The sequence below is a fragment of the Mangrovicoccus ximenensis genome (genome assembly GCF_003056725.1).
In the GTDB taxonomy this organism is placed as follows: domain Bacteria; phylum Pseudomonadota; class Alphaproteobacteria; order Rhodobacterales; family Rhodobacteraceae; genus Mangrovicoccus; species Mangrovicoccus ximenensis.
The window spans coordinates 849509-872965 of record NZ_QBKZ01000001.1 but is presented as its reverse complement, the minus strand read 5'-3'; the positions used below and the strand labels follow the sequence as shown (position 1 = coordinate 872965).

Annotated in this window: 21 protein-coding genes and 5 pseudogenes; 6 read left to right on the top strand and 20 right to left on the bottom strand. The window is 68.6% G+C overall.

Annotation, left to right across the window (positions count from 1 at the left end):
- Positions 1–37: 37 nt before the first annotated feature.
- From C7T91_RS04850 to xylF, 10 genes and pseudogenes are all read right to left on the bottom strand, one after another.
- Positions 38–850, bottom strand: a complete 813-nt coding sequence (locus tag C7T91_RS04850; RefSeq protein WP_108258206.1) for a carbohydrate ABC transporter permease — start codon at positions 848–850, stop codon at positions 38–40.
- Positions 850–1704, bottom strand: coding sequence for a carbohydrate ABC transporter permease (locus C7T91_RS04845; protein WP_108258205.1), 855 nt, complete (start codon positions 1702–1704; stop codon positions 850–852). Before C7T91_RS04845 ends, C7T91_RS04850 begins: the two co-directional genes overlap by 1 nt.
- Positions 1701–1892, bottom strand: coding sequence for a hypothetical protein (locus C7T91_RS04840; protein ID WP_108258204.1), 192 nt, complete (start codon positions 1890–1892; stop codon positions 1701–1703). Before C7T91_RS04840 ends, C7T91_RS04845 begins: the two co-directional genes overlap by 4 nt.
- The gene (locus C7T91_RS04835) at positions 1882–3156 is read right to left on the bottom strand and encodes an aspartate aminotransferase family protein (protein ID WP_108258203.1); all 1275 of its coding nucleotides are present in this window, start codon (positions 3154–3156) and stop codon (positions 1882–1884) included. The genes C7T91_RS04840 and C7T91_RS04835 overlap by 11 nt, the downstream gene beginning before the upstream one ends.
- Positions 3149–3571, bottom strand: coding sequence for an alternative ribosome rescue aminoacyl-tRNA hydrolase ArfB (gene arfB / locus C7T91_RS04830; RefSeq protein ID WP_108258202.1), 423 nt, complete (start codon positions 3569–3571; stop codon positions 3149–3151). Before arfB ends, C7T91_RS04835 begins: the two co-directional genes overlap by 8 nt.
- Positions 3572–3657: 86 nt before the next feature.
- Positions 3658–4536 (bottom strand): esterase-like activity of phytase family protein, encoded by an 879-nt coding sequence (locus C7T91_RS04825; protein WP_236638042.1) that lies wholly within the window; start codon positions 4534–4536, stop codon positions 3658–3660.
- 51 nt (positions 4537–4587) lie between these two features.
- A pseudogene (locus C7T91_RS33280) lies at positions 4588–4935 on the bottom strand (YaiI/YqxD family protein); the annotation flags it as partial.
- Positions 4936–5046: 111 nt separating this feature from the next.
- Positions 5047–5817: an ATP-binding cassette domain-containing protein gene (locus C7T91_RS04820; RefSeq protein ID WP_108258200.1), complete on the bottom strand. Its 771-nt coding sequence runs from the start codon at positions 5815–5817 to the stop codon at positions 5047–5049.
- The gene (locus tag C7T91_RS04815) at positions 5817–7109 is read right to left on the bottom strand and encodes a sugar ABC transporter permease (RefSeq protein ID WP_108258199.1); all 1293 of its coding nucleotides are present in this window, start codon (positions 7107–7109) and stop codon (positions 5817–5819) included. The genes C7T91_RS04820 and C7T91_RS04815 overlap by 1 nt, the downstream gene beginning before the upstream one ends.
- Before the next feature lie 98 nt (positions 7110–7207).
- The gene (gene xylF / locus C7T91_RS04810) at positions 7208–8236 is read right to left on the bottom strand and encodes a D-xylose ABC transporter substrate-binding protein (RefSeq protein WP_108258198.1); all 1029 of its coding nucleotides are present in this window, start codon (positions 8234–8236) and stop codon (positions 7208–7210) included.
- A 143-nt stretch (positions 8237–8379) separates the two neighbouring features.
- Here xylF and C7T91_RS04805 point away from each other — a divergent pair.
- Positions 8380–8478: pseudogene (locus tag C7T91_RS04805) on the top strand (hypothetical protein); the annotation flags it as partial.
- A gap of 147 nt (positions 8479–8625) precedes the next feature.
- On the opposite strand, the pseudogene C7T91_RS34735 reads toward C7T91_RS04805, so the two are convergent.
- The 6 genes and pseudogenes from C7T91_RS34735 to C7T91_RS04775 all read right to left on the bottom strand — a co-directional run.
- Positions 8626–9066 (bottom strand): annotated as a pseudogene (locus tag C7T91_RS34735) (aspartate/glutamate racemase family protein); the annotation flags it as partial.
- An 83-nt stretch (positions 9067–9149) separates the two neighbouring features.
- Positions 9150–10037 carry a polysaccharide deacetylase family protein gene (locus C7T91_RS04800; protein ID WP_108258510.1) on the bottom strand — a complete coding sequence of 296 codons (888 nt, stop codon included), beginning with the start codon at positions 10035–10037 and terminating at the stop codon, positions 9150–9152.
- Positions 10038–10042: 5 nt separating this feature from the next.
- Complete coding sequence (locus C7T91_RS04795; RefSeq protein WP_108258197.1) at positions 10043–10843, bottom strand: ABC transporter permease; 801 nt, start codon at positions 10841–10843, stop codon at positions 10043–10045.
- Positions 10840–12057: an ABC transporter permease gene (locus C7T91_RS40315; RefSeq protein ID WP_456237832.1), complete on the bottom strand. Its 1218-nt coding sequence runs from the start codon at positions 12055–12057 to the stop codon at positions 10840–10842. Before C7T91_RS40315 ends, C7T91_RS04795 begins: the two co-directional genes overlap by 4 nt.
- A pseudogene (locus C7T91_RS04780) lies at positions 12052–12498 on the bottom strand (ABC transporter ATP-binding protein); the annotation flags it as partial. The pseudogene C7T91_RS04780 and the gene C7T91_RS40315, both read right to left, overlap by 6 nt.
- Before the next feature lie 33 nt (positions 12499–12531).
- Positions 12532–13692, bottom strand: a complete 1161-nt coding sequence (locus tag C7T91_RS04775; protein ID WP_145962775.1) for an ROK family transcriptional regulator — start codon at positions 13690–13692, stop codon at positions 12532–12534.
- A 274-nt stretch (positions 13693–13966) separates the two neighbouring features.
- Between C7T91_RS04775 and C7T91_RS04770 the strand changes: the two genes are divergently transcribed.
- The 4 genes from C7T91_RS04770 to C7T91_RS04755 all read left to right on the top strand — a co-directional run bounded on the left by C7T91_RS04770 (position 13967) and on the right by C7T91_RS04755 (position 18602).
- Positions 13967–15235 carry an ABC transporter substrate-binding protein gene (locus C7T91_RS04770; RefSeq protein ID WP_108258195.1) on the top strand — a complete coding sequence of 423 codons (1269 nt, stop codon included), beginning with the start codon at positions 13967–13969 and terminating at the stop codon, positions 15233–15235.
- 106 nt (positions 15236–15341) lie between these two features.
- Positions 15342–16220 carry a carbohydrate ABC transporter permease gene (locus tag C7T91_RS04765; RefSeq protein ID WP_236637987.1) on the top strand — a complete coding sequence of 293 codons (879 nt, stop codon included), beginning with the start codon at positions 15342–15344 and terminating at the stop codon, positions 16218–16220.
- A complete protein-coding gene (locus C7T91_RS04760; protein ID WP_108258193.1) occupies positions 16217–17038 on the top strand; it encodes a carbohydrate ABC transporter permease in 822 nt (273 codons plus the stop codon). Before C7T91_RS04765 ends, C7T91_RS04760 begins: the two co-directional genes overlap by 4 nt.
- A gap of 58 nt (positions 17039–17096) precedes the next feature.
- Entirely contained in the window at positions 17097–18602 is a 1506-nt protein-coding gene (locus C7T91_RS04755; protein WP_108258192.1) for a M81 family metallopeptidase, read from the top strand.
- A 754-nt stretch (positions 18603–19356) separates the two neighbouring features.
- Here C7T91_RS04755 and C7T91_RS04745 read toward each other — a convergent pair.
- Positions 19357–20433 (bottom strand): ABC transporter ATP-binding protein, encoded by a 1077-nt coding sequence (locus C7T91_RS04745; RefSeq protein ID WP_108258190.1) that lies wholly within the window; start codon positions 20431–20433, stop codon positions 19357–19359.
- A 121-nt stretch (positions 20434–20554) separates the two neighbouring features.
- On the opposite strand from C7T91_RS04745, the gene C7T91_RS04740 reads away from it, so the two are divergent.
- Positions 20555–21256 carry a GntR family transcriptional regulator gene (locus tag C7T91_RS04740; protein ID WP_108258189.1) on the top strand — a complete coding sequence of 234 codons (702 nt, stop codon included), beginning with the start codon at positions 20555–20557 and terminating at the stop codon, positions 21254–21256.
- Between the two features lie 326 nt (positions 21257–21582).
- Here the strand turns inward: C7T91_RS04740 and C7T91_RS04730 are convergent.
- From C7T91_RS04730 to C7T91_RS04720, 3 genes and pseudogenes are all read right to left on the bottom strand, one after another.
- Positions 21583–21819 (bottom strand): annotated as a pseudogene (locus C7T91_RS04730) (F0F1 ATP synthase subunit C); the annotation flags it as partial.
- On the bottom strand, positions 21816–22571 hold the full coding sequence (locus C7T91_RS04725) for a F0F1 ATP synthase subunit A (protein ID WP_236637986.1): 756 nt from the start codon (positions 22569–22571) through the stop codon (positions 21816–21818). The pseudogene C7T91_RS04730 and the gene C7T91_RS04725, both read right to left, overlap by 4 nt.
- A complete protein-coding gene (locus C7T91_RS04720) occupies positions 22552–23448 on the bottom strand; it encodes a hemolysin family protein (protein WP_108258188.1) in 897 nt (298 codons plus the stop codon). Before C7T91_RS04720 ends, C7T91_RS04725 begins: the two co-directional genes overlap by 20 nt.
- Positions 23449–23457: the final 9 nt, after the last annotated feature.

Genomic DNA, 23457 nt, shown 5'->3' with positions numbered 1-23457 from the left:
TTCGTCGTTGGGAAGGAGAGGGAAAGGCGGGCCGGGGTCACTTGACCCCGGTCATGGTGATGCCGGCGATGAACTGGCGGCGCGCCAGCAGGAAGCACAGGACCATCGGCGCGGTGACCAGCGCCGCGCCGGCCATCAGCGCGCCGTAATCGGCGCCGGATTCCGCGTCGGAGAAATAAAGCATCCCCAGCGGCGGCGGCGCCAGAGCGGTGTCGCGCACCACGATCAGCGGCCAGTAGAGGTCGTTCCAATGCGCCACCACCGAGAAGATCGAGAAGGCGGCCAGCGACGGCAGCGAGCCGCGCAGCACCAGCCGCCAGCAGATCTCGAATTCCGAGAAGCCGTCGAGCCGTGCGGCCTCGATGATCTCGTCGGGATAGGAGCGGAAGGACTGGCGGAACAGGAAGATGGCGAAGACCGACAGGAAGAACGGCACCATCAGCGCGAAATAGGTGTTCAGCAGCTTCAGCTGCGCCAGGCCGACGAAAAGGGGCAGCGCCAGCGCCTGCATCGGCACGCAGAGCGCCCCCACCACCAGCGCGAAGAACACGCCGCGGCCCGGGAATTTCAGCTTGGCCAGCGCATAGGCGGCCGGCACCGCGGTCAGGATCTGCACGATCAGGATGCCCGCGCAGACGATCACGCCGTTCAGCATGAACCGCCCCATCGGCACGCGCTCGCCGACCTTGCCGAAATTGCGCGCCGCCGAGAACTGGTCGGGGACCGGCCAGAGCGAGATGTCGAATATCTCCGACGGCGAGCGGATCGCGGTCAGTCCCATCCAGTAGAAGGGCAGCAGCATCAGGAAGGCCCCGAGGGCCAGGACCACATGCGGAAGGTAGCGGGCCATCAGTAATGCACCTTGCGGTCGAGCTTGAAGGTCTGGCCGACCGAGAGGATCAGCACGAGGGCGAGGAAGATCAGCGTCAGCGCGGCGGCATAGCCGGTCTCGGCGTATTCGAAGCCTTCGAGGTAGATCGCGTAGAGCAGCGTCTCGGAGCCCTGCCGCCCCTTGGTCAGCACGGCGACCTGCTCGAACACCTTGAAGGCCGAGATCGAGGTGGTGACCACGACGAACATCGTCGTCGGCCCCAGCATCGGCCAGGTCACGGTCAGGAAGCGGTCGATCGGCGACTTCGCGCCGTCGAGCCGCGCGGCCTCGGTCAGGTCCTTCGGGATCGCGGTCAGCCCGGCGAGGAACAGCACCATGTTGAAGCCCAGCACCTGCCAGACCCCCATCAGCGCCATGGTCGGGATCAGCAGCGCCGGATCGGCGAGGAAGGAGACCGGCTCGAAGCCGAGCCAGCGGATCGCGGCATTGACCGGCCCGAGCGAGGGATGCAGCAGGAACTGCCAGACCGTCGCCATGGCGACGAGCGTCGCGGTGACGGGCAGGAAATACGCGACCTCCCAAAACCCGCGCGTGCGCTTGGTGCCATGGACCAGCAGCGCCACGCCGAGCGCCAGCCCGACCCCCGCCGGAATGACGATGGCCGCATAGATCAGCGTGTTCGCGAGCGCGCGCAGGAAGACCGGATCGGAGAAGGCCCGCGCGAAATTGCCGGTGCCGACGAAGCCCCAGTCGAGCGCGCCCAGCCGGTAGTCGGTGACGCTGAACCCGGCCAGAACCAGAACCGGCACGATGTAGATCGCCAGCATCAGCAGCGCGGCGGGCGCCACGAAGGCCAGCCCGCGCCGCATCATCCGCCGCTCGCGCTTCGTGGCCGGGGCGGCAGGCACCGCAGCGGCGACGGGAGCGCGACCTCGGTGCCGTCGGCCAGCCGGGCGCGGAACACCACGTTTTCGCGGGCCTGGATCAGCTCGGGCGGGCCGGCGAGTCCGCCCCAGGCCCCGGCCGCCGCGACGGCCTGTGCGATCAGCTCATCCGTCATGGGGCAGCTCCGCCAGAACCTCGCCCAGCACGTTCACCGCGATATCCGCATGCTCGGGGGTGAAGGGCATGGGCGGGCGCATCTTCAGGATGTTCATGTCGCGTCCGATCCGGTTGAGCAGCACCCCGCGGCGCCGCATTTCCTCGGTGACCGCCGCCGCGAAGGCCGTCGCCGGGCTGCCGTCCGGCTGTGCCAGCTCGAGCCCGAAGAACAGCCCCGTGCCGCGCGCCTCGGCGATCATAGGATGCGACAGCTCCTCGAGCCGGTCGAGCGCATGCGCCCCGGCCGCGGCGGCATTGGCCATCAGCCGTTCCTCCTCGATCACGTCGAGCACCGCCATCGCGGCGGCGCAGGCGACCGGATTGCCGCCGAACGTGTTGAAATATCCGAAGGCGCCGCGGAAGGCGGCCATGATCTCGGGCCGCGCCACGACGCCCGCCACCGGATAGCCGTTGCCCATCGGCTTGCCCAGCGTGACCACGTCGGGGGCGAAGCCCATCCGCTCATGGCCCCAGAAATGGCTGCCGAGCCGGCCGAAGCCCGGCTGCACCTCGTCGCAGAGGATCAGCCCGCCCGCCTTGCGGATCACCTCCGCCGCCGGATCGAAGAAGCCGGGAGCGAGCGCGGGCAGGCCCTCGTTGGCGAAGGACGGGCAGAGCATCATGCCGGAGAACCCGCAGCCCTCGGCTTCGAGCTCGGCAATGGCCCGGGCGATCCCGTCGGCGAAGGCCTGCGGCTGCGCCTCCATCGAGCCGCCCAGCGGATCGGTCGAGCTGGGCGCGGGCACCAGCCGGACATGGCCGGGATAGCCGCCGATCGGCGGACGGCGGGTCGAGAGCTGCGAGGTGGCGAGCGTGTTGCCGTGATAGGTGTTGTCGGTGGCGATGATGCCGCGCTTGCCGGTCACCGCCTGCGCCATCCTGAGCGCGACGTCATTCGCCTCGGAGCCGGTGCAGGTCAGGATCATCTGGCCCAGCCCGTGCCCCATCGTGGCAGTCAGCCGCTCGATATAGTCGAGGATCAGCGTGTGGTGGTACCGGGTATGGGTATTCAGCCGCGCCGATTGCCGGGCGATCGCCTCGGCCACCTTCGGGTGGCAATGCCCGACATGGGGGACGTTGTTGTAGCAGTCGAGATAGCGGCGGCCATGATTGTCCCAGAGCCAGACGCCCTCGCCGCGGACGATGTGGACGGGGTCCTCGTAGAAGGTCGGCACGTTCGGCCCCATCAGCCGCGCGCGGCGCTCCGCCAGCGTCTCAGTCATCGTCGGCCACCCTTCCCCTCAGGCTCTTGACCTGTCCGCGCGCGGTCTTGGCATCCATACGCCGCCGCTGGCTGCCCTTGGTGGGCTTGGTCGGAATCCGCCGCTTCGGCACATGCGTGGCCTTCTCGATCATCTCGGCCAGCCGTTCCTTGGCGATCTCGCGGTTGCGCGCCTGGCTGCGGGTGTCCTCCACCCGGATGATCACCGCGCCATCGAGCGTCCAGCGCCGGCCGGCCAGCCGTTTCAGCCGCGATTTCACGGGCTGCGGCAGCGACGGGCTGCGCGCCGCCTCGAAGCGCAGCTCGACCGCGGTCGAGACCTTGTTGACGTTCTGCCCGCCCGGCCCGGAGGAGCGGGTGAAGACCTCGGTCATCTCCCAGTCCTGGATCGCGATCTTGTCGGTGACGTGCAGCATGTCCGGGTCCCTGCCTTTCCGTGTCCCTTCCTAGGCCAAGCCGGCCCCAAGGGAAACGCGCGAAGCGGCGCAAGGTGCCGCCCGCCTCATTCAACCAGCCGGTATTCGGCGATTTCGGTGCGCTGGAACACGTTCTCGTTGTCGTCCGAGATCATCGTCAGCCGGATCGCGCCTCCGGGCTCGCGCCAGACGGCGATGCCTTCGAGATTGTCGTGCTGGAACGGGAAGGTGGACATCAGCGTCTCTTCCTTCGCCACGCGGTCGCCGTCGAGCGTCAGCCGCCGCACCCGGCTCTGGAAGGCGAAGCCGGTGAAATGCCGCTCGAGCACGTAGAGCTTGCCGTCCGGGCCGAAATCCGCGCCGACCGGCAGGAAGGGCGGATCGCGGCGCAGGGTGAAGGGCACGGTCCAGGCGCCGTTCTCCAGCCGGTAGACCGGGAACGGACGGTCGAGCGCGCCCGAGCGCTCCGGGATCGCCACCAGCCGGTTCTGCGGGTCGAGGGCCAGCGCCTCCAGCCCGGAATTCCTCTGCAGCTCGCGGAAGGCCTCCGGCCGCGGCCAGTTCCGCGCGGCCGCGTCGGGCCCGTCGAAATGCACCACCCGGTGGATGATCTCGAAGGACACGTTGCAGGCCGCCCCGAGTTCCACCACCCGGCAGGCCAGCCCCTCGGCATCCATCGCGTTTTCGGTCGCCGGCTCGCCGTTGCGCTTGCGCAGCGGCACCGCGGGACGGGCGATGACGGCGGCAATCCGGCCGTCCTCTCGGCGGAAATTGCCGTCGATGCGGCTGCCGCGGTCCGAGATCGTGATGAAGGTATTGCCGTCATCCGACACTTCGATCCCCGAGAGCCCTGTGGCCTCGGGGTTCTTCCAGACGAAGTTGCCGACATGGTCGAGCTTCGGCGCGGCGGCGGCGGGACCGGCACCGAAAGCCAGCGCGGCCGCCGCCAGGGCGGCCCTGATCATGCCGGTCATGGAGCGGCGAGCACGCCGCTGCACTGCGCCGGCAGTTCCGCGAGAACGCAGGTCCGCCATCAGGTCGCGGGTCGCCAGCCGCCCGCCGATATTGGCCGCGCTCAGCACCTCGCCGTCATGCTGGATCACCGCCGCACCGGCCTTGAGGCAGCGGTCGGCCAGCACCAGGTCGGCGGTCACCACGACATCGCCCGGGCCGCAGCGCTCCGCGATCCACTGGTCGGCGACGTCCGGCCCGTCGGGCACGATGACCAGCTCCACCAGCGGGTTCTGCGACGGCCGCAGCCCGCCATTGCATACCAGCAGCATCGGCACCTTCAGCCGTGTCGCCACCCGCTCCGCCTCGGCCTTCACCGGGCAGGCATCTGCATCAATGTAGAGCTTGGTCATGGGGCGTCCTCCGTCGGGGCTCGCCCCGCCCTACCCGACCGCGGCCGGAAGGTCGACAGCCGGCGGCAGGAGGGGGGTCAGGGGGGAACCCTCGGTTCCCCCCTGCCTCGGTCACGCCGCCGCATGCTCGCCCGGATGCTTGCCGAGGATGATCATCCCCAGGAGGTCGTCATCGGTGACCTTCGCGACATCCACGGTGCCGACCAGCTGGCCGTTCTTCATCACGCTCGCCCGGTCGCAAAGCTTCATCACGTCATGGATGTCGTGGCTGATCAGGAAGATGCCGATCCCCTGGCGCTTCAGCTCCTCGATCAGCTCGGACACCATCTGGGTCTCGTGCGGCCCCAATGCGGCGGTCGGTTCGTCCATGATCAGGATGCGCGCATTGAAATACACCGCCCGCGCGATCGCCACCGATTGCCGCTGCCCGCCCGAGAGCGCGCTGACCGGATCGCGGAACTTGCGGAAATTCGGGTTGAGCCGCGCCATGATCTTCGCGGTCTCCGCCTCCATCCTTGCATCGTCGACCAGCCCCGTCGCCGTCACCAGCTCGCGCCCCAGGAACAGGTTGGCGCTGGCGTTCAGGTTGTCGGCCAGCGCCAGCGTCTGGTAGATCGTCTCGATGTTGTAGCGCCGCGCGTCGCGCGGATTGTGGATATGCGCCTCCTCGCCATTGATGCGGATCGTGCCGCTGTCGGCGCGGTAGGCGCCCGAGAGGATCTTGATCAGGGTCGACTTGCCCGCGCCGTTATGGCCGAGCAGCCCCACCACCTCGCCGGGCCAGAGATTGACGCTGACATGGTCGACGGCATGGACGCCGCCGAAGGCGATGCACATGTCGTCCATTTCCACCAGCGGCGTGCCTGTGCGGTCGATGCTCATCAGCGGGCTCCCGTGCGCTTGCGGTAGAGGATGTCGATCAGCACGGCCAGCACCAGCACGCCGCCGACCACGATGTTCTGGAAGGGCGCGTCGACGCCGACCATGGCCATGCCGGATTGCAGCGACTGCATGATCAGCGCGCCGAGGATCGCGCCGTAGATGGTGCCGATACCGCCCGACAGCGCCGTGCCGCCGATCACCGCCGCCGCGATCACCCTGAGCTCGTCGAGCGTGCCGATGTCGTTCGAGTGGTTGGCCAGCCGCGCCGAGGCGACCATGCCCGCGAGCGCGCAGAGCACGCCCATGATGGCAAAGATCTTGACGGTCAGCAGCCGCGTGTTGATCCCCGACAGCTCCGCCGCATCCGGGTTGCCCCCGGTCGCGAAGATGTAGCGCCCCAGCCGCGTGCGCTGCGCCACCACCGTCATGACGATGGCGATGACGATCAGCAGCAGCACCGAATAGGGAATGCCGTAGCCCTCGGCGTAGCCCTCGGGCATGGTTTCGCCGCGGGCCTCGAAGATCCGCGCCAGCCGCGCCGAGGGAATGTCATAGGCGTTGAGCACCGCGACGAAGCCGAGGATCGCCGCCGCGATCAGCCCGGCCAGCACCGCCTCGGCCCAGAGCGGCTTGACCGGCTGGCCATGGCCCGCCTTGGCGCGGCGTGCCGAGATCAGCGCGAAAACCGCGGCCGCGGTGGCGGCGAGCCCGAGGATCCAGCTGAGCGACGGCCCCAGCGTGCCGTTGATGCCGCCGAAGGCCACGTAGGTCGGGTCGAGCGGGCCGATGGTCTGTCCGCTGGTCATGTACCAGGCGACATTGCGCCAGACGAGGAGCCCGCCCAGCGTCACGATGAAGGCCGGAATGGTCAGGTAGCCGACCAGCCAGCCGTTGAAGGCGCCGATCACGCCGCCGGTGATGATGCCCGCGAGGATCGACAGCCAGGGCAGCAGCGGATGGCCGATCTCCAGCCCCAGCATGTCCGGCAGCCAGCGGGTCTGCATCATCGCCATCACCGCCGAGCAGGTCGCCAGCAGCGAGCCGACCGACAGGTCGATATGGCGGGTGACGATGACGAAGACCATGCCGGTCGCCATGATCGCCACGCTGACCGTCTGGATCGTCAGGTTGAAGATGTTCCGCGCGGTCAGGAACCGGCCGTCGGTCATCAGGTTGAAGACCAGGCAGACGGCGATGAAGGCGCCGATCATGCCCAGCAGCCGCGTGTCGATCTCCAGCGATTTCAGGAAACCCTGTTTCGGCGCCGCGGCGGCGCCCGTCCTTCCGGCCATGACCGTCCTCCCGTTCCGGCAGCTCTGGAATGCGGCCGGGCGGCGCACCGCCCGGCAGGGGCTTCAGGCGGGACCCTCCCCTGTCCCGCCCGGCCCGGTCAGTTGCAGGGCGCGGGCCCGGCCGTGACGCCCTGGCAGAGCGCCTCCTGGCTGATCCAGCCCGCATCGACGACCGCGGTAAGGTTGCCGACGGTGACCGGCACCGGCTTGAGGAATTTCGCGGTCAGCTCCTGGCCCGAAGGCGAGCTCCACATCTCGGCGCCCTCGATATCGGCCATCGCGGTGCCCCCGGCCATGGCGACGGCGATCTCCGCGGCTTCGCGGCCCAGATCGCGCGCATCCTTCCAGACGCTCACCGTCTGGGTGCCGAGCGCGATGCGGTTCAGCGCGGCATGGTCGCCGTCCTGCCCCGAGACCGGAATGCCGTCCATGCCCTGCGCGGTCAGCGCCGCCACCGCGCCGCCCGCCGTGCCGTCATTCGAGGCCACCACCGCGTCGACCTTGTTGTCGCTGGCGGTCAGGATCTGTTCCATGTTGCGCTGCGCGTTCGCGGGCAGCCAGCCGTCGGTATAGGCCTCGCCGACAATGGTGATCTTGCCCGCGTCGATCGCCTCCTGCAGGACCTCCTGCTGGCCGCCGCGCAGGAAATCCGCGTTCGGATCGGTGGGCGAGCCCTTGATCATCACGTAATTGCCCTCGGGCACCTTCTCCAGCACCGCGCGGGCCTGCATCCGGCCGACTTCGACATTGTCGAAGGTCAGGTAGAAGGCGCGCGGATCGTCGATCAGGCGGTCATAGCCCACGACCGGGATGCCCTCGTCCGTCGCCGCCTGCACCGCCGGTCCGATCGCCTGGCTGTCCTGCGCCAGGATGATCAGCGCATCGACGCCCTGGGCGATCAGGCTCTCGACATCGCTGAGCTGCTTGGCCGAGGACGACTGCGCATCCGCCGAGACATAGGCCGCGCCCGCCGCATCCAGAGCGCCCTTGATCGCCGCCTCGTCGGTCTTCCAGCGCTCCTCCTGGAAATTCGACCAGCTCACGCCCACGGTGATGTCCTGCGCCAGCGCTGCCGACGAGACAGTCGCAGCAAGCACCGCCAGAGCGGTGATCCTGATGGTGTTCATGATTTCCTCCCGTTGCGGCGCCGCCCGGACTCCCCTCCGGTTGAACGCCATGACTATCGCTAGCAGAGTTAAATTCGGCAGGCAAAATAAATTCTGGCTCCCGCCGCGGAATCCCGCCATCTTGGCAAAGGGGAGGAAGGCCGATGATCCGCGACCAGCGCAGCCAGGGGCGGCATGCCATCCTGGGCGAGATCCGGCGTGCCGGAACCATCGCCCGGGTCGATCTCGCGCGCCGCACCGGGCTCAGCCAGGCGACGGTGACGGCGATCACCGCCGAGCTGATGGGCGCCGGGCTGATCGAGGAAAGCGCCGCCGCCGCGACCGGCGACGCGCAGCGGCGCGCCGCCCAGGATCACCACGTCCGCCCCGTCCTCTTCGGCGGCGCGGTTGGCCAGGCGGATCAGCTCAGCGCGCAGTCCGGTGCGGACATTGGCGACGTCGACCTCCCGCGCTTCCGGCGTGCGGACGCCGGTGAAGCGGCCGCCCAGGCCGGTGGCGCGGATGCAGTCGTCGTACCAGCGCGTCATCAAGGGCGAGAAGGTGACGACCGAGAAGCGGTCGCCCATCATCGCCGCCGACATCGCGGCGGCCTCGGCCATGCCCACCACGGGAAGGTCGAAGAGTTCGCGCGCGCCGGCCAGTCCCGGATCGCCGAAGGCGGCGATGATCACCGCGTCGATGCCCTCGAGATTGTCCGCGATCATCTCCAGCGCGATGGCGCCGCCGATCTGCGCCTCGGCGCGCGAGGCGATATAGGGGAAGCCGCGCGCGGCGGTCAGCGGCACGATCTCGGCGCGGCTGCCGGCGATGCCGCGGGCGATCCCGGCCATGCAGTCGGTCATAGCGGCGGTCATGTTGGGGTTCACGAGCAGAAGGCGCATCGGCCGGTCCTTCCTGTCTTCTTCTGCGGGCGTCATGCGGCGCCCCCATGGGTGTCCGCCCAGTGGCGGGCGATGTCGCGGCGCGGCGCGATCCAGACATCGCCGCGGGCTGTCACGTGCTGCAGAACCGTCTCGAGCCCGGCGATCCGGCCGGGACGGCCGATGATCCGCAGATGCAGGCCCACGGACATCATCCGCGCGGCCGCTGCGCCTTCGGCATGCAGCCGCTCGAAGGCGCCGGTCACGTAGTCCGAGAAGTCGCGCGCCTGCACGAAGCCGCCGCCGGGGGAAAACCGCATGTCGTTGGTGTCGAAGGCATAGGGCAGGATCACGTGGTCGCCCTCCATCCGCGGGATGTCGTCGTCATAGGCATCGCTGTCATAGAGGAAATCGCCGCGCGCCCTGAGCAATCCGCGGGTATTGGCCGAGGGCGAGGAGCGGGTGTGCCAGCCGACCGGGGGAATGCCGGTCGCATCGGTGATCGCGCCATGGGTGTGGGCGATGGCGGTTTCCTCGGCCTTGAGCTCCATGCCCGCATGCCGCTGCCACAGCCAGCCATGGCAGGAGACCTCGTGGCCGCGTCCGGCGGCATCCTTCAGGAGCCAGGGCGCGCGCTCCGCCACGCGGCCGCAGGCGGAGAAGGTCGCCTTGACCCCGTAGCGGTCGAAGAGGCGGGCGATGCGGGCATAGCCCTGGCGCGTGCCATAGGCGAAATGGCTCTCCATGCAGAGATCGGGGGCGCCGGTCACCTCTTCGCGGATCTCGTAGGTGTCCTCGTTCCTCGGATCGCCGTCGCCGATCGACAGCTCCGCGCCCTCCTCGACATTGACCACGAAGGACAGGGCGAGCTTCGCGCCTCCGGGCCAGCAGGGGGCGGGCTCCTGCCCGAAATATCCCTTGAAATCGCGCCGGTCGGTCATGGTCGTCATCCTTGGATCATGCGGTTGAGGCCGACGGTGCGGGCGCCGAAGGCGAGCACCAGAATGGCCAGGAGGATCAGCCCCGAGGACATCGCGGCGAGCGATGGGTCGGGCTGTTCCTCGAGATATTGCAGCATCTTGATCGGCAGCGTCTTGTTGCGCGCGTCGGTCAGGAAGATGGAGATCGGGTAGTTGTCCATCGAGGCGAGGAAGGCGAAGAGCCCCCCGGTCAGATAGGCCGGGGCGAGGTTCGGGATCATCACCTTGAGGATGGATTTCGGATAGCTCAGCCCCAGGGTCCGCGCCGCGTCGATCAGCGAGAAATCGAAGGCGTTCATCGCCGCCAGCAGCGTGCGCATCACGAAGGGCAGGGTGATCACCACATGGCCGAGCAGAAGCGACCAGTACGCATCGCGCAGCCCCATCTCGCGGAAGAACTGCAGGAGCGCGACGCCGACGACGAGGCCGGGCATCATCAGGGGCGAGACCGCGAACGTGGCGATCGCCTCGCGGCCGGGGAACTGGCCGCGCGCCACCGCGATGGCGGCGAGCGTGCCGAGAACCAGCGAGGCCGCGGTCGAGACGGCCGCAAGATTCAGCGACAACAGGACGGCATCCCAGAGCCCCTGGCGGGTGGCGGCCTCGGCGTACCATTTCAGCGACCAGCCGGGCGGCGGCAGCGTGTAGACCGGCGAGTCGGTGAAGCTGACCACGACGGTGATCACGATCGGCAGCATCAGGAAGGCGATGCAGGCGAAGCCCATGGTCCAGGCGAGCCCGAGGGCGAAGCGGTCGGCGCGGGTCATCGGCGGGCTCCGAGGCGCGAGGCCGCCCAGCCCGAGAGCAGCACCACGGCAATGGCGATGGCCAGCAGGATGGCGGCGATGGTGGAGCCGAGCGCCTCGTTCCTGAGATAGAGGAAGGAGCGCGCGATCAGCATGGGCAGGTTCTGCTGCCGCTCGCCGACGATCAGCGAGGGGATCACGTACATCGAGACCGACATCGAGAAGACGAAGGCCGATCCGGCGACCACGCCCGGCAGGGTCAGCGGCAGGGTCACGCGGGTGAAGCGGAACCAGGGCGTCGCGCCGAGGCTGGCCGCGGCCTCGGGCAGCCGGGCATCGAGCTGGCGGACCACCGAATAGATCGGCAGCACCATGAAGGGCAGGAAGACATTGGCGGCGCCGACGATCAGCGCGGTCTCGGTGAAGAGCATCCGCACCGGACGCTCTGTCAGGCCGATGCCCATCAGGATGGAGTTCAGAACGCCGTTGGCACGGAACAGGATCGACCAAGCGAAGGCCTTGACCACCACGCCCAGCGACATCGGCAGCACCAGCGCGACGAGGAAGACGGTCAGCCAGATGCCCTTGGCGCGCGACATGGCGAAGGCGGCCGGATAGGCGATGACGAAGGCCAGGAGCGTCGTCAGCGCGGCGACGCGCAGCGTGCGGGCGAGAACGCGGATATTGTACTCGTCGGCGAAGAAGGCGCGGTATTCGGCGAGGCTGAAGCCGTCGGCGGTCTGCACCGATTTCGCCAGCAGCATCGCCAGCGGCAGCGCGTAGACCGCCGCGAGGACGCCGAGCGCCGGGACCGCGAGCAGCCCGATCCGGTCGAGGCGCCCGGTCATGCCGCCGTCTCGTGGATCAGCGTGTCGGCGACCGGCCAGCCGAGCTCTATCGCCTCGCCGCGGCGGAACCCGGTGCGGATGCCGGGGAGTTCGCAGATCACCCGGTCCTCGCCATGGACGGCGCCGTGCAGCACGGTTTTCGAGCCCAGCACCATGACATCCGCGAGCCGCAGGCCGATCGTGTTCTCGCCAGCGCCGGGCTGCGACGCCCGGCGGGCGGATGTCCTCCGCCGGGCCGGTGATGGGCAGTTCCCCTGTCTCGAGAGCGTCCTCGGCCGCGCTTGCTGCCGCATCCCGGACCGGCACAGGGCGCCGGTCGATCGCAGGACAGCTCCCAGCGGGTGCCGCGCCTTTGCGCCGGTCCCGGGAGATCAGGTCAGGCACCATGGCCCGGCCCATGGCGACGCGCTGGCGCTGGCCGCCCGACAGCTCGCGCGGCTTGCGCTCCAGCAGCGCGTCGAGTTCCAGCAGGCGCGAGACTTCCTCGACCTGGCGGTCGACCTCGGCCTTCGGCACCTTGCGCTGCTGCAGGCCGAAGGCGATGTTCTTGCGCACGCTCATATGCGGATAGAGCGCGTAGTTCTGGAACACCATCGCGATGTCGCGGTCGGCGGGGCTGAGATGGTTGACGGCCTTGTCCCCGATCTCGACCGTGCCGCTGGAGATGTCCTCGAGCCCGGCAATCATCCTGAGCGTCGTCGACTTGCCGCAGCCCGAGGGGCCGACGAAGACGACGAAGGCCTTGTCGGGGATCTCCAGGTCGATCCCGCGCACCGCGTGGTAGCTTTCATAGGTCTTGTTGACCGCTTTCAGGGAGAGTGTGGCCATGGGGCGTGTCCGTGTGTCCGTGCGTTTGGGGGATTACCAGGGGCTGGTTTCCTGGGTGTCGAGGGAGGTGAACCCGTCCAGGGCCAGCGCGATGCTGCTGACCGGAATTCCGTCCGCGCCGAGCTGGGACAGGAGGATCTCCGCGTCGTTCAGCGAGGCGCGCATGGCGAGTTTTCCCAGCTCGCGGCGGGCGGTTCGTTCGGCATAGGGCCAGATGCGGCCCACGATCCCGCCCAGCACGATGGCAGACGGGTTGAAGATGTTGACGATGTCGGCGAGCGCCCGGCCGAGATAGCGCCCCGAGTCGTCGAGCAGCTCGAGGATCGGCTCGTTGCCGTCGGCGGCGGCGCGCACCAGCTCGTCGATGGTGCGGATGCGGATATGGCGCTGCGCGGCCGCCAGCAGCGGCGGGGCGGCCAGATAGGCCGACAGGCAGCCCTGCGCGCCGCAGCCGCAGATCTTGCCGTCGGGCACCACCTTGATATGGCCGAGCTCGCCGCCGAAGCCGGACGCGCCGCGATACGGGCGGCCGTCGATGAACAGCCCGCCGCCGAGCCCGAGCCCGCCGTCGATCACGACGAAATCGCTGATGTCGCCGCAGGCGCCGAACAGGTACTCGGCCAGCGCCGAGGCGTTGGTGTCGTTGTCGACATGGACCGGCGCGCCGATTTCCTCGCGCAGCATCGCCGCCACGTCGATCTCGTTCCAGTCCAGATTGGGCGACTGCGCCAGCCCGCCGGCCGCGCCGACGAGGCCCGGCAGGGTGAAGCCGATGGCGCGGATCTCGGCCAGGTCGCGGCCCAGATCGGTGCAGAGCGCCTGGATGCCGCGGCGCAGGTCCTTGCCGAGCGCGGCGGGCTCCGCAGGCAGCGGCTGCTCGAACTTGCCGATCGGCTGGCCGTCGATTCCGGCCGCGACGATCACCATCTGCTCGAATTCGAGATGCACGCCGATCAGCAGCCCGTTGACCGTGGACAGCCGGTAGGCCACCGAGGGCCGCCCGCGCCGCGCGCCGCTCTGCGCCGCTTCGGTGACGGCAAGGCCTATCTCCTCGAAGCTGCGCAGGATAAGGGAGGTCGTGGACTTGTCGCAGCCGCTCAGCTCGCTCAGCTCGCGCTTCGTCGCCCCCGGATTGGACCGGAGCGCATGGAAGATGCGGGATGCGTTGTACTTCCTGACATAGGACGGGTGCACGGGGACGGCCTTTTTGATGCGGGTCGTCAAAAGTCATACGGAAACTTCCCGCCGGCACCAGATCCGCCCTGTTATTTTTCCGACACCCCACATTAATATGATTTATATGACTATTTTTTAACCATTATTATTCCATTTCTGATTATTTACGCGCCCTTTTTTGTTTGAGGCCCATATTTTATTCCGACTCCAATCATAAATATTGCGAATCCGGACGGGGGAAGGTTCCAGAGGCCTTGTCCGCAGCACTTGCGGCCCCAACAGGAGAATATTTATGAAGCCCCTCGCAAAAAGTATCCTCGCCGCCTCCACGGCCCTCGGACTCGCAGGTGCGGCCCAGGCGCAGGACGCGGAAATCTGGACCTACTGGGCCAGCGGCGCCGAGGCCGACGCCCTGACCGCGCTGATGGGCGTCACCGCAGAGCAGTATCCCGACACGCCGCTGGCCACCCGCGTCATCACCGGCAACACCGCCGAGATGCGCCGCGCGCTGCAGACCGCCTTCCTCGGCGGCCAGCCGCCCGCCGTCTACCAGTCGGGCATGGCGCAGGAACTCAAGAGCTTCGTGGATGCCGGCCGCATCGCCCCGATCGACGCCTATGTCGAAGGCGTCGAAGGCGCCGCCGAGCTGCCCGACGGCGTGCGCCGCGTGGTGTCGGTGGACGGCCAGCTCTACGGCGTGCCGCTGAACATGCATGTCGTGTCGAACGTCTTCTACAACCGCGCGATCTTCGACGAGCTGGGCCTCGAAGCCCCGGCAAATGCCGAGGAATTCCAGGCCGTCGCCGCCGCCATCGAAGAGGCCGGCTACCAGGCGATGGGCAATGCCGGCGGCCCGGGCTGGACGATGTACACCACCTACAGCTTCCTCTATGGCGGCCTCGGCGAAGACGGCTACTACGCGCTCGGCTCGGGCGAGATGGCCTTCACCGACCCGGCCGTGAAGGCCGCGCTGACCGAATGGTCCGAGACCTATGCCGAGCATTTCATGGATGACTGGACCGGCTACACCTGGTCCGACACCGGCGGCGTCTTCGCCAATGGCGACGTGGCCATGTACCAGGTCGGCGACTGGCTGTCGGCCTATCTGGCCGATGCAGGCTGGGACTACGGCGACCAGTACGGCTTCTTCCCGGCGCCGGGCATGGATGGCAGCGTCGTCATGCAGATGGACGTCATGGCCATGACCAGCGGCATCGAAGAGGCCGCCGCCGAAGCAGGCGCCGACTTCCTGCGCGCGTCGCTCTCGCCCGAGGGCCAGGCCGCCTTCAACAACGTGAAGGTCTCGGTCGCGCCGAACCCGCTGGCCGCCACCGACGGCTACTCCGCCTATGGCAAGGCTGCCGCGGAAGAGATCGGCTCGGCCGCCGCGGTCATCCCGAACCTGAAGAACCTGCTGCCGGTGCGTCTCGGCGACGAGTTCGGCACGCTGATCGCCGCCTATGCCGAAGCGCCCGATGCCGACGACCTGGACGGCATCCTCGAGACCCTCGAGGACATGCGCCAGGAGATGCTCGAGACCGGCGAATTCGTGCGCTGGTAAGCCCGCCGACCGTCGAGGATGCGGGCGGCGCCCCCGCCCGCATCCGTCCTGACCCCCAAGAAGGAGCCGCCGGGACATGCCCATGCACGCTCGCAGCACCCACAAATTGCAGAAGACCCTGGTCTTCGCCGCGTTCCTCGCCCTGCCGATCGCGTTCTTCCTCGCCGCCTATGTCTATGCCGTGGGCTATACCGGCTTCGTGTCGCTGCACCGCTGGGACGGCATCTCGCCGACCATGCAGTTCATCGGCCTGGGCAACTACGAACGCCTGATGGGCGAATCGCGCTTCTGGCATGCCGTTGCCAACAACCTGCGCTGGCTGGTCTTCTACCTCGTCGTGCCGAGCGTCACCGGGCTCCTGCTGGCGCTGCTGGTCGACGGCAAGCTGAAGGGCGAAGGCGCGATCAAGACCTTCATCTTCCTGCCCTACATCATCGCCCCCGTCGCCGTGGCGGCCGTCTGGCGCTGGCTCTACCTGCCCGATGGCGGGCTCTTCAACACGCTGCTCACCGACATGGGCCTGCCCGGCGCCACCCAGAACTGGCTCGGCGACCGCGACATCGCCACCTATTCGGTGATGATGGCCGCGCTCTGGAGCACCGCGGGCTTCTCCTTCCTCGTGTTCTTCTCCGGCCTGCGCTCGATCCCGCAGGAGCTGTTCGAGGCCGCCCGCGTCGACGGCGCCAATGCCTGGACGATTTTCTGGAAGATCACCCTGCCCCATCTGTGGCCGTCCACGGTCCTGGTCCTCGGCCTCTTCGGCATCGAGGCGATGCGGCTCTTCGACATCGTCTGGTCGACCACCGGCGGCGGACCGTCGCGCGCCTCCGAAGTGCTGGCGACGCAACTCTACGACGTGGCCTTCGCGACCTTCCAGATGGGCAAGGCCAGCGCCATCGGCATCGTCCAGCTGATCCTCGCGGCCATCCTGATCCTTCCCTACATCATCTACATCACCCGCCGCATCGAGGAGGCGCCCGAATGACGGCCCATCCCATCTCTCCCGCCCGGGTGCTGCGCTACGGCATCGCCGCGCTGGCCTGCCTGGTCTTCTTCGTGCCGCTGCTGGTCACGCTCAACACCAGCTTCAAGGTGCCCTCCGAGCTGACCGACATCCTGTCGCTGCCGCAGACGCCGACCCTCGAAAACTACCGCATCGCGATCCGCGAGGTCGGTCCCTCGGTGATCAACAGCCTGCTGATCACCATCCCCTCGGTGGCGCTGTCGGTGCTGATCGGCTCGATGGCGGCCTATCCGCTGTCGATGATGGACCCGAAGAAGAGCCGCTGGATCTACTTCCTGCTGCTCTCGGGCATGTTCGTGCCGTTCCAGATCGTGCAGATCCCGGCCTTCTTCGTGATCCGGACGCTCGGGCTCTACGACACGATCTACGGGCTCTGGCTGGTGCATGTCGCCTATGGCGTGCCGATCTGCACTTTCTTCATGCGCAACTATTTCGCCTCCGTGCCGCGCTCGATGTACGAGGCCGCGCAGGTCGATGGCTGCGGACCTGCCGCGTATTTCTTCAAGATCCTGATGCCCGCCAGCATCACCGGCATCGCGGCGCTGTCGATCGTGCAGAGCCGGTCCGTCTGGAACGACCTCCTCTTCGCGATGACGCTGACCAGCAGCGACGCCGCCATGCCCGTCACCGCCAAGCTCAACGGCTTCGTCGGCGCGATCCAGGTCCAGCACGGGCCGCTGATGGCCTCCGCGGTGCTGACCGTCCTGCCGATGCTCGTCGCCTTCCTGATGTTCCAGAAGGCCTTCGTCCGCGGCCTGCTCGGCGGCAGCTCCAAGTAAAGACAAGACGATGCGCCCGGCCCGCGGGGCGGGGCGCCAGAATTGAAAGGTTAAGACAATGCGCATTGCAGTCACCGGCATCTCCTACGAGGCGCTGCTGCGCTCGACCGTGCCGACCACCACGATGGAGGTCCAGCGCGGCGAAGAGATGATCGGCCTGGGCCTGTGGATGATCCGCGGCATCGAGGAGCGCTTCGCCGAGGAAACCGATGTCGAGCTGGTGCCGATCCTCTGGGGCACCGCGCTTCCGGGCGGCGGCTTCACCCGCGAAATCTACGAGCAGATCCGCGACGAGGCGGTGGCCGGGCTGAAGGCCGCCGGTCCGCTCGACGGCGTGGTCGTGGTCAACCACGGCGCGATGGAAGTCCGCGGCATGGACGCCAATCCCGACACCGACTTCCTCGACCACGTGGCCGCAGCCGTCGGCAAGGACGTGCCGATCGCGCTCAGCCTCGACCTGCACGGCCAGGTGACCCAGGGCATGATCGACCGGATCAGCGCGCTCTCGGTGCTGCGCACCGCGCCGCACCGCGACGACCAATCCACCGGCTACCGCGCCGCCGACCAGCTGCTGCACATCCTGCGCACCGGCACGAAGCAGCACATCGCCCGCGTCTCGGTGCCGATGCTTCTGCCCGGCGAATTCTGCGTGACCACCGCCAGCCCCGCGCGCGAGATCTACGGCTCGCTGCCCGAATACGACGCGGTCGAGGGCATGGCCGAGGCCAACCTGCTGGTCGGCTTCGCCTGGAACGACAAGCCCTGGATCTCGGCAAGCTGCATCGGCCAGTCCTGGCAGTCGCCCGAACAGGCGCTGGAGATGGCCACGAAGCTCGCCCGCCGCGTCTGGTCCGAGCGCGGGAACTTCACGCTGAGCATGGAGCATGCCGAGGTGGCCGAAGGGCTCGACCTGGCCGCCACCGTGACCGAGGCGCCGCTGTTCCTCTCGGATTCCGGCGACAACACCACCGCCGGCGCCGCGGGCTATTCGACCGGGGTGCTGCAGGCGATCCTCGACCGCCCCGGCCTCAAGGACGTGGTCGTCGCGGGCATCACCGCGCCCGAAACGGTCGAGGCCTGCCTCGCGGCCGGAATCGGCGCGACCGTCGAGATCGAGCTGGGCGCCGAGCACCAGCCCGCCGACGGCAGGACCCGCAAGGTCACCGCCACGGTCGAGGCCGGCGGGCGCGAGCTGAAGCCTTCGGGCTTCCAGCCCTACCTGCGCCGCGGCGGCGCCTGGGCGCGGGTCCGCATCGGCCATGTGCTGGCGACCTTCCATGACGCCTCGATCGGCATCACCACCCCCGCCCATTACGAGATGATGGGCATCCACCCGACGGAGCACGCCGTCTATGTCGTCAAGCTGGGCTACCTGCACCCGCAGCTCGAGGACATCGCCGCGCGCTTCATCCTGCTCCTGTCCGACGGCGCGTCCAATCTGGACGTCACCCGGCTCGACTACACGCAGCTGAACCGCCCCGCCTATCCGCTCGACCGCGGCATGGAGTGGGACGTCTCCCCCGCCGACATCGCCACCACCCCCGCCGAAAAGGCCACCGCATGACCATCGTCCTCAAGGAACTCACCGTCCCCGAATTCGGCACGCCGACCCTCTGCCCGGCGATCCCCGCCGAGGTTTATGCCGGGCGCTGCGACACGCTGTTCGAGCGCGCCGGCGCCGACTGGACCGTGGTCTATGCCGACCGCGAGCATCTGGCGAACATCGCCTTCCTGACGGGCTTCGAGCCGCGCTTCGAAGAGGCGCTGCTGGTGCTCGGACCGAAGGGCCGCCGCGTGCTGGTCTGCGGCAACGAAAGCATCGACTACGCGCCGCTCTCGCCGCTGCCCGGCGCCGAGCGGGTGCTGTGCCAGAGCCTGAGCCTGCTTGGCCAGGCCCGCGACGACGCCCCCTCGCTCGCCGCCGTGCTGCGCGGCATCGGCCTGAAGGCCGGGGACAGCTTCGGCCTCGTCGGCTGGAAATACCTCTCCGAGGCGGAATGCGACGGNGGTCGACACGCTGCGCGCGATCGCCGGGCCGGACGGCGCCGTGACCGAAGCGACCCCGATCCTGATGGACCCCGAGACCGGCCTGCGCGCCGTCGTCGACGTGCACCAGATCGCCGCCTATGAATGGGGCGCGGCGCGCGCCTCGGACGCGGTCTGGCGCATCGTGCAGGGCGAGCGTCCGCCTGCCGGTCAGGACCCGGCCGCGGCGGGAGCCGCCGGACAGCCGGCGCTCCCTGTTGCCCGTCATCGCGGCCGTTGCCGGTATCTTTCCGCCGCGCGCATGTGGCTGGCCGGGCGGACCGGAGCAGGGGTCAGGCCGCCTCCAGCCTCTGGCCGGTATCGCCGTCGAAATAGTGCAGGTCGGCGGTGTCGTAGCCCAGCGGGATCTCCTGGTTGCGCTGCAGCGCTACGTCCGGGGCCAGCCGCGCGGTCAGTTCCTGTCCGCCGAACCGGCAGATTGCCAGCGTGTCGGAGCCGAGAGGCTCGCAGACATCCACCACCGGGCTCATCCGCACCGCGCCGGGCGCGGCGGGGAGCAGGTGCTCGGGCCGGATGCCGACATCGAGCCGCGCCCCGTCCCGCGCGGCGACCTCGCCGAGATCGAGCGCCAGGTTGCCGACGCGCAGCTGCGGGATGGTGCCGCTGCGATCGAGCGTGCCGGGGAAGATGTTCATCTGCGGCGAGCCGATGAACTCGCCGACGAAGCGGCAGTTCGGCCGGTTGTAGAGCTCCATCGGCGGGCCCTCCTGCACCAGCCGTCCGCCGCGCAGAACCACCACGCGGTCCGCGAGGGTCATCGCCTCGGTCTGGTCATGGGTGACGTAGACGGTGGTCGTGCCCAGCATCGCGTGCAGCCGCTTGATCTGGGTGCGCATCTCCACCCGCAGCTTGGCGTCGAGATTGGACAGCGGCTCGTCGAAGAGGAAGACCGAGGGCTCGCGTACGATCGCCCTGCCCATGGCGACCCGCTGGCGCTGGCCGCCCGAGAGCTGGCCGGGCTTGCGGTCGAGGAAATCGCCGATCTGCAGGATTGCCGCGGCCTCGTCGACGCGCGGGGCAATCTCGGCGGGCTTCCGGCCGCGCATCTTCAGGCCGAAGCCAATATTTTCGCGCACCGTCATGTGCGGGTAGAGCGCGTAATCTTGGAACACCATCGCCACGTCGCGGTGCTTGGGCTCGACCTCGTTGACGACCCGGCCGCCGATCCTCAGCGTCCCGCCCGAGATCGCCTCGAGCCCGGCGATCATCCGCAGCATCGTCGACTTGCCGCAGCCCGAGGGGCCGACGAAGGCGACGAATTCGCCATCCTGCACCGAAAGGTCGATGCCGTGGATCGCGCGATGCGCGCCGTAATCCTTCACGATCCCGTCCAGACGGATATCGGCCATGGGGTCTCCTCCCTGCTGCCCGCGGAAGTTTGGGCTTGCATTATCGATAATGATCACGTTATCGATAATGACAACGCGAAACAAGCCCGCATCTAGCGGCACAGGGAGGATCATCCGGCAGATGGCCGTGGAAAGCTTCAGCACGTCCCCGCTGGCCGATTTCGTGCCGCGCCAGTCGAGCCGCCGGAGCCATGCGGTCTTCGTGGCGCTGCAGCGCGAGATCGTGCTGGGCAGCCTTGCGCCGGGCCTGGCGCTGACCGAGCTGGACCTCGCGCAGCGCTTCGGCTGCAGCCAGGGCACGGTGCGCGAGGCGCTGATGCAGCTCAACGAGGAGGGGCTGGTCAAGCGGCTGCCGAACCGCGGCACCCATGTGGCGCCCTGCCATGCCGCGGATGCCCGCGCGCTCCTGCAGCTGCGCCGCGAGATCGAGTGCCGCCATCTGGACCGGGTCGTGGAGCGCAGCGATGCAAGGCTGATGTCCGGCCTGCACGGCCATCTCAACGCGATGCGCAACGCGGCGCGTGACGGTGACGAATACCTGCTGTCGGTGCAGGACCGGGCCTTCCATGCGCGGCTGTTCGAGGCGGCGGACCTGCCGCTGGTCTCGCCGATCCTGACCCGCTGCCTGATCCATGCCCACCGCTACAAGATCTTGAATTCGCAGCCGAACCGCGCGCTGGAGGAAACCGCGGAACGGCATGTGCCGATCCTGGCGGCGCTGGAGGCGCGCGACGTGGAGCGGCTTCAGGCGCTGCTGGCGCACCATATCGCGACGATCGTCGACTTCGGGCCTGACCTGACCGGCGCGGAGGAGGCGCAATGAGCGGTCCCACGGACGGCATGCGCGCGGTGCTGGACCGCCTGGCGGCGGAGGATGCCGGGCTTGGCGATCCGACGCTGCTCGATCCGCAATCCGGGCGGGCGCTGGCGGCGCTGACCAACCTGCGCTGGAATGCCGATCTGCCGGAAGTGGCGGAGGCGCGGACGGTGATGCATGCCGGCCTTCCCGCGCGGCTGGTCGTGCCGGAAAATGACGGCGGCGCCGAGGCGATCCTGCATGTCCATGGCGGCGGTTGGGCCTTCTGCTCGGCGGCGACGCATGAGGGCGCGGCGCGGCGGCTGGCCCTTGCCTGCGGGTGTCCGGTGCTGACTGGCGAAGAGCACCAGCAGCGCGATCACCAGCGCGTAGATCGCGGTGGTCTCGATCATCGCGAGCCCGACGAAGAGCGTGCGGCTCAGCGCCCCGGCGGCCTCGGGCTGGCGGGCGATGGCGTCCATCGCGGCGGCGACCGCCCGGCCCTCGGCCAGGGCAGGCCCCAGCGCGCCGAAGCTGACCGCGATCGCGGCCGAGAGGATCGAGATGATTTCGACGAGATTTCCGGTCATGGGGATGTCTCCTCCTGTATCTCTGAGGAAGGCGCGGGCCGGGCGGGCGGCTCGCCCACGGCCGCGCCGATGAAGACGGTGGCGAGGATGGCGAAGATATAGGCCTGCACGCCCCCGGTCAGCAGGTCGAGCGCCATCAGCGGCACCGGCACGAAGAGACCGGCCAGCGACAGCACCACGCCGATCACGAAGACCCCGCTCATCACGTTGCCGAACAGCCGCACGATCAGCGCGACGGTGCGGGTGATCTGCTCGATGATGTTGAGCGGGATCATCACCCAGCTGGGTTCGGCGAAGGTCTTCAGGTAGCCGCCGAGCCCGCGGTAGCGGATGCCGTAGCCGGTGGTCGCGGCGAAGACGATCAGCGCCGCCGCGGCATCGGTTTCGAGCGCCGCGGTCGGCGGCTCGATGCCGGGGACCAGCCCCGACCAGTTCGCCGCCAGCACGAAGAGGAAGATCGTGCCGATCAGCGCCCGGAACGGCGCCGGGTCCCGCCCGGTGGTGGCGCGGATCTGGCCGTCGAGCGTGGCGAGGAACAGCTCCAGCACGGACTGCACCCGGCGGCGGCTCGGCGCGCGGGCATGCAGCCGGAGCGCCAGCGCCAGCGCCAGCACGGTGACCAGCGGCAGCTTGAACGGCGCCAGGCCGAGCGCCATCATGCCGCCCAGCCAAAGCATCACGAGCCGGGCAAGCCAGAGCCGCCGGTCGATCAGTTCGAGAATGTCCGCGAGCTCAGTCCTCGCCCGGAGCATCATCGAGAAGCCGCACCCGCATCCGCTTGATCGTTCTCGGGTCGGCATCGAGGATGTCGAATTCGACGGCCGCCTCGGCATGGGGAATGATCTCGCCCCGCGCCGGCACGCGTCCGGTCAGCACGAAGACCAGGCCGCCCAGCGTGTCGACCTCTTCCTCGAAATCCGGACCGGTCAGGCGGCGCCCGACAGCCGCCTCGAATTCCGGCAGCGGCGCGCGCGCCAGCGCGATGTAGCTGCCCGGGGATTCCTGGCGCCAGGGATCGGCCTCGACTTCGTCATGTTCGTCCTCGATCTCGCCGATCACCTGCTCGATCAGGTCCTCGATGGTCACCAGCCCGTCGGTGCCGCCGTATTCGTCGATCACCAGCGCCATGTGGCGCCGCTGGCTCTGCATTTTCTGCAGGAGCACCCCGATCGGCATGGAGGGCGGCGCGTAGAGGATCGGGCGCAGGATGGCGCGCAGGTCGAAATCCTCGTCGCGGTGGCCGTTGAAGCCGTAATGCAGCGCCACGTCCTTGAGATGGACCATGCCGAGGGGCGTGTCGAGCGTGCCGTCATAGACCGGAAGCCGGGAGAAGCCGCTTTCGCGGAAGATGCGGATCAGCTCGTCCAGCGCGACGCCGACCTCGACTGCGACGATTTCCACGACCGGAATCGCCACGTCCTCCAGCCGCATGCGGCGAAGATTGGACAGGCCCGGCGTCAGATGCGCCGCGTGATGGCCGTTGGCCGGGCCATCCTGCGCAGATGTTTCGTCTTCCTCCTCCTCGCCCTTGCGCCAGCGATTGAGGAGGCGGGCAAGCACCCCGGGTTCGTCCGGGTCGGTCCCGCTCTGGTCATTTGAAGGGAGATGCGCCCCTTCTGCATCAGACATTGTCACTAT

Excerpts from the sequence above, each read along its gene's own strand:
- C7T91_RS04725 (WP_236637986.1), bottom strand. The coding sequence starts at position 22,571 with ATGCTCCGGGCGAGGACTGAGCTCGCGGACATTCTCGAACTGATCGAC.
- C7T91_RS04825 (WP_236638042.1), bottom strand. The coding sequence starts at position 4,536 with ATGATCAGGGCCGCCCTGGCGGCGGCCGCGCTGGCTTTCGGTGCCGGT.
- C7T91_RS04720 (WP_108258188.1), bottom strand. The coding sequence starts at position 23,448 with ATGTCTGATGCAGAAGGGGCGCATCTCCCTTCAAATGACCAGAGCGGG.
- C7T91_RS04770 (WP_108258195.1), top strand. The coding sequence starts at position 13,967 with ATGAAGCCCCTCGCAAAAAGTATCCTCGCCGCCTCCACGGCCCTCGGA.
- C7T91_RS04840 (WP_108258204.1), bottom strand. The coding sequence starts at position 1,892 with ATGACGGATGAGCTGATCGCACAGGCCGTCGCGGCGGCCGGGGCCTGG.
- arfB (WP_108258202.1), bottom strand. The coding sequence starts at position 3,571 with ATGCTGCACGTCACCGACAAGATCGCGATCCAGGACTGGGAGATGACC.
- C7T91_RS04800 (WP_108258510.1), bottom strand. The coding sequence starts at position 10,037 with ATGACCGACCGGCGCGATTTCAAGGGATATTTCGGGCAGGAGCCCGCC.
- C7T91_RS04795 (WP_108258197.1), bottom strand. The coding sequence starts at position 10,843 with ATGACCCGCGCCGACCGCTTCGCCCTCGGGCTCGCCTGGACCATGGGC.
- C7T91_RS04835 (WP_108258203.1), bottom strand. The coding sequence starts at position 3,156 with ATGACTGAGACGCTGGCGGAGCGCCGCGCGCGGCTGATGGGGCCGAAC.
- C7T91_RS04850 (WP_108258206.1), bottom strand. The coding sequence starts at position 850 with ATGGCCCGCTACCTTCCGCATGTGGTCCTGGCCCTCGGGGCCTTCCTG.
- C7T91_RS04755 (WP_108258192.1), top strand. The coding sequence starts at position 17,097 with ATGCGCATTGCAGTCACCGGCATCTCCTACGAGGCGCTGCTGCGCTCG.
- C7T91_RS04815 (WP_108258199.1), bottom strand. The coding sequence starts at position 7,109 with ATGGCCGGAAGGACGGGCGCCGCCGCGGCGCCGAAACAGGGTTTCCTG.
- C7T91_RS40315 (WP_456237832.1), bottom strand. The coding sequence starts at position 12,057 with ATGGTGCCTGACCTGATCTCCCGGGACCGGCGCAAAGGCGCGGCACCC.
- C7T91_RS04820 (WP_108258200.1), bottom strand. The coding sequence starts at position 5,817 with ATGAGCATCGACCGCACAGGCACGCCGCTGGTGGAAATGGACGACATG.
- C7T91_RS04845 (WP_108258205.1), bottom strand. The coding sequence starts at position 1,704 with ATGATGCGGCGCGGGCTGGCCTTCGTGGCGCCCGCCGCGCTGCTGATG.
- C7T91_RS04740 (WP_108258189.1), top strand. The coding sequence starts at position 20,555 with ATGGCCGTGGAAAGCTTCAGCACGTCCCCGCTGGCCGATTTCGTGCCG.
- xylF (WP_108258198.1), bottom strand. The coding sequence starts at position 8,236 with ATGAACACCATCAGGATCACCGCTCTGGCGGTGCTTGCTGCGACTGTC.
- C7T91_RS04760 (WP_108258193.1), top strand. The coding sequence starts at position 16,217 with ATGACGGCCCATCCCATCTCTCCCGCCCGGGTGCTGCGCTACGGCATC.
- C7T91_RS04745 (WP_108258190.1), bottom strand. The coding sequence starts at position 20,433 with ATGGCCGATATCCGTCTGGACGGGATCGTGAAGGATTACGGCGCGCAT.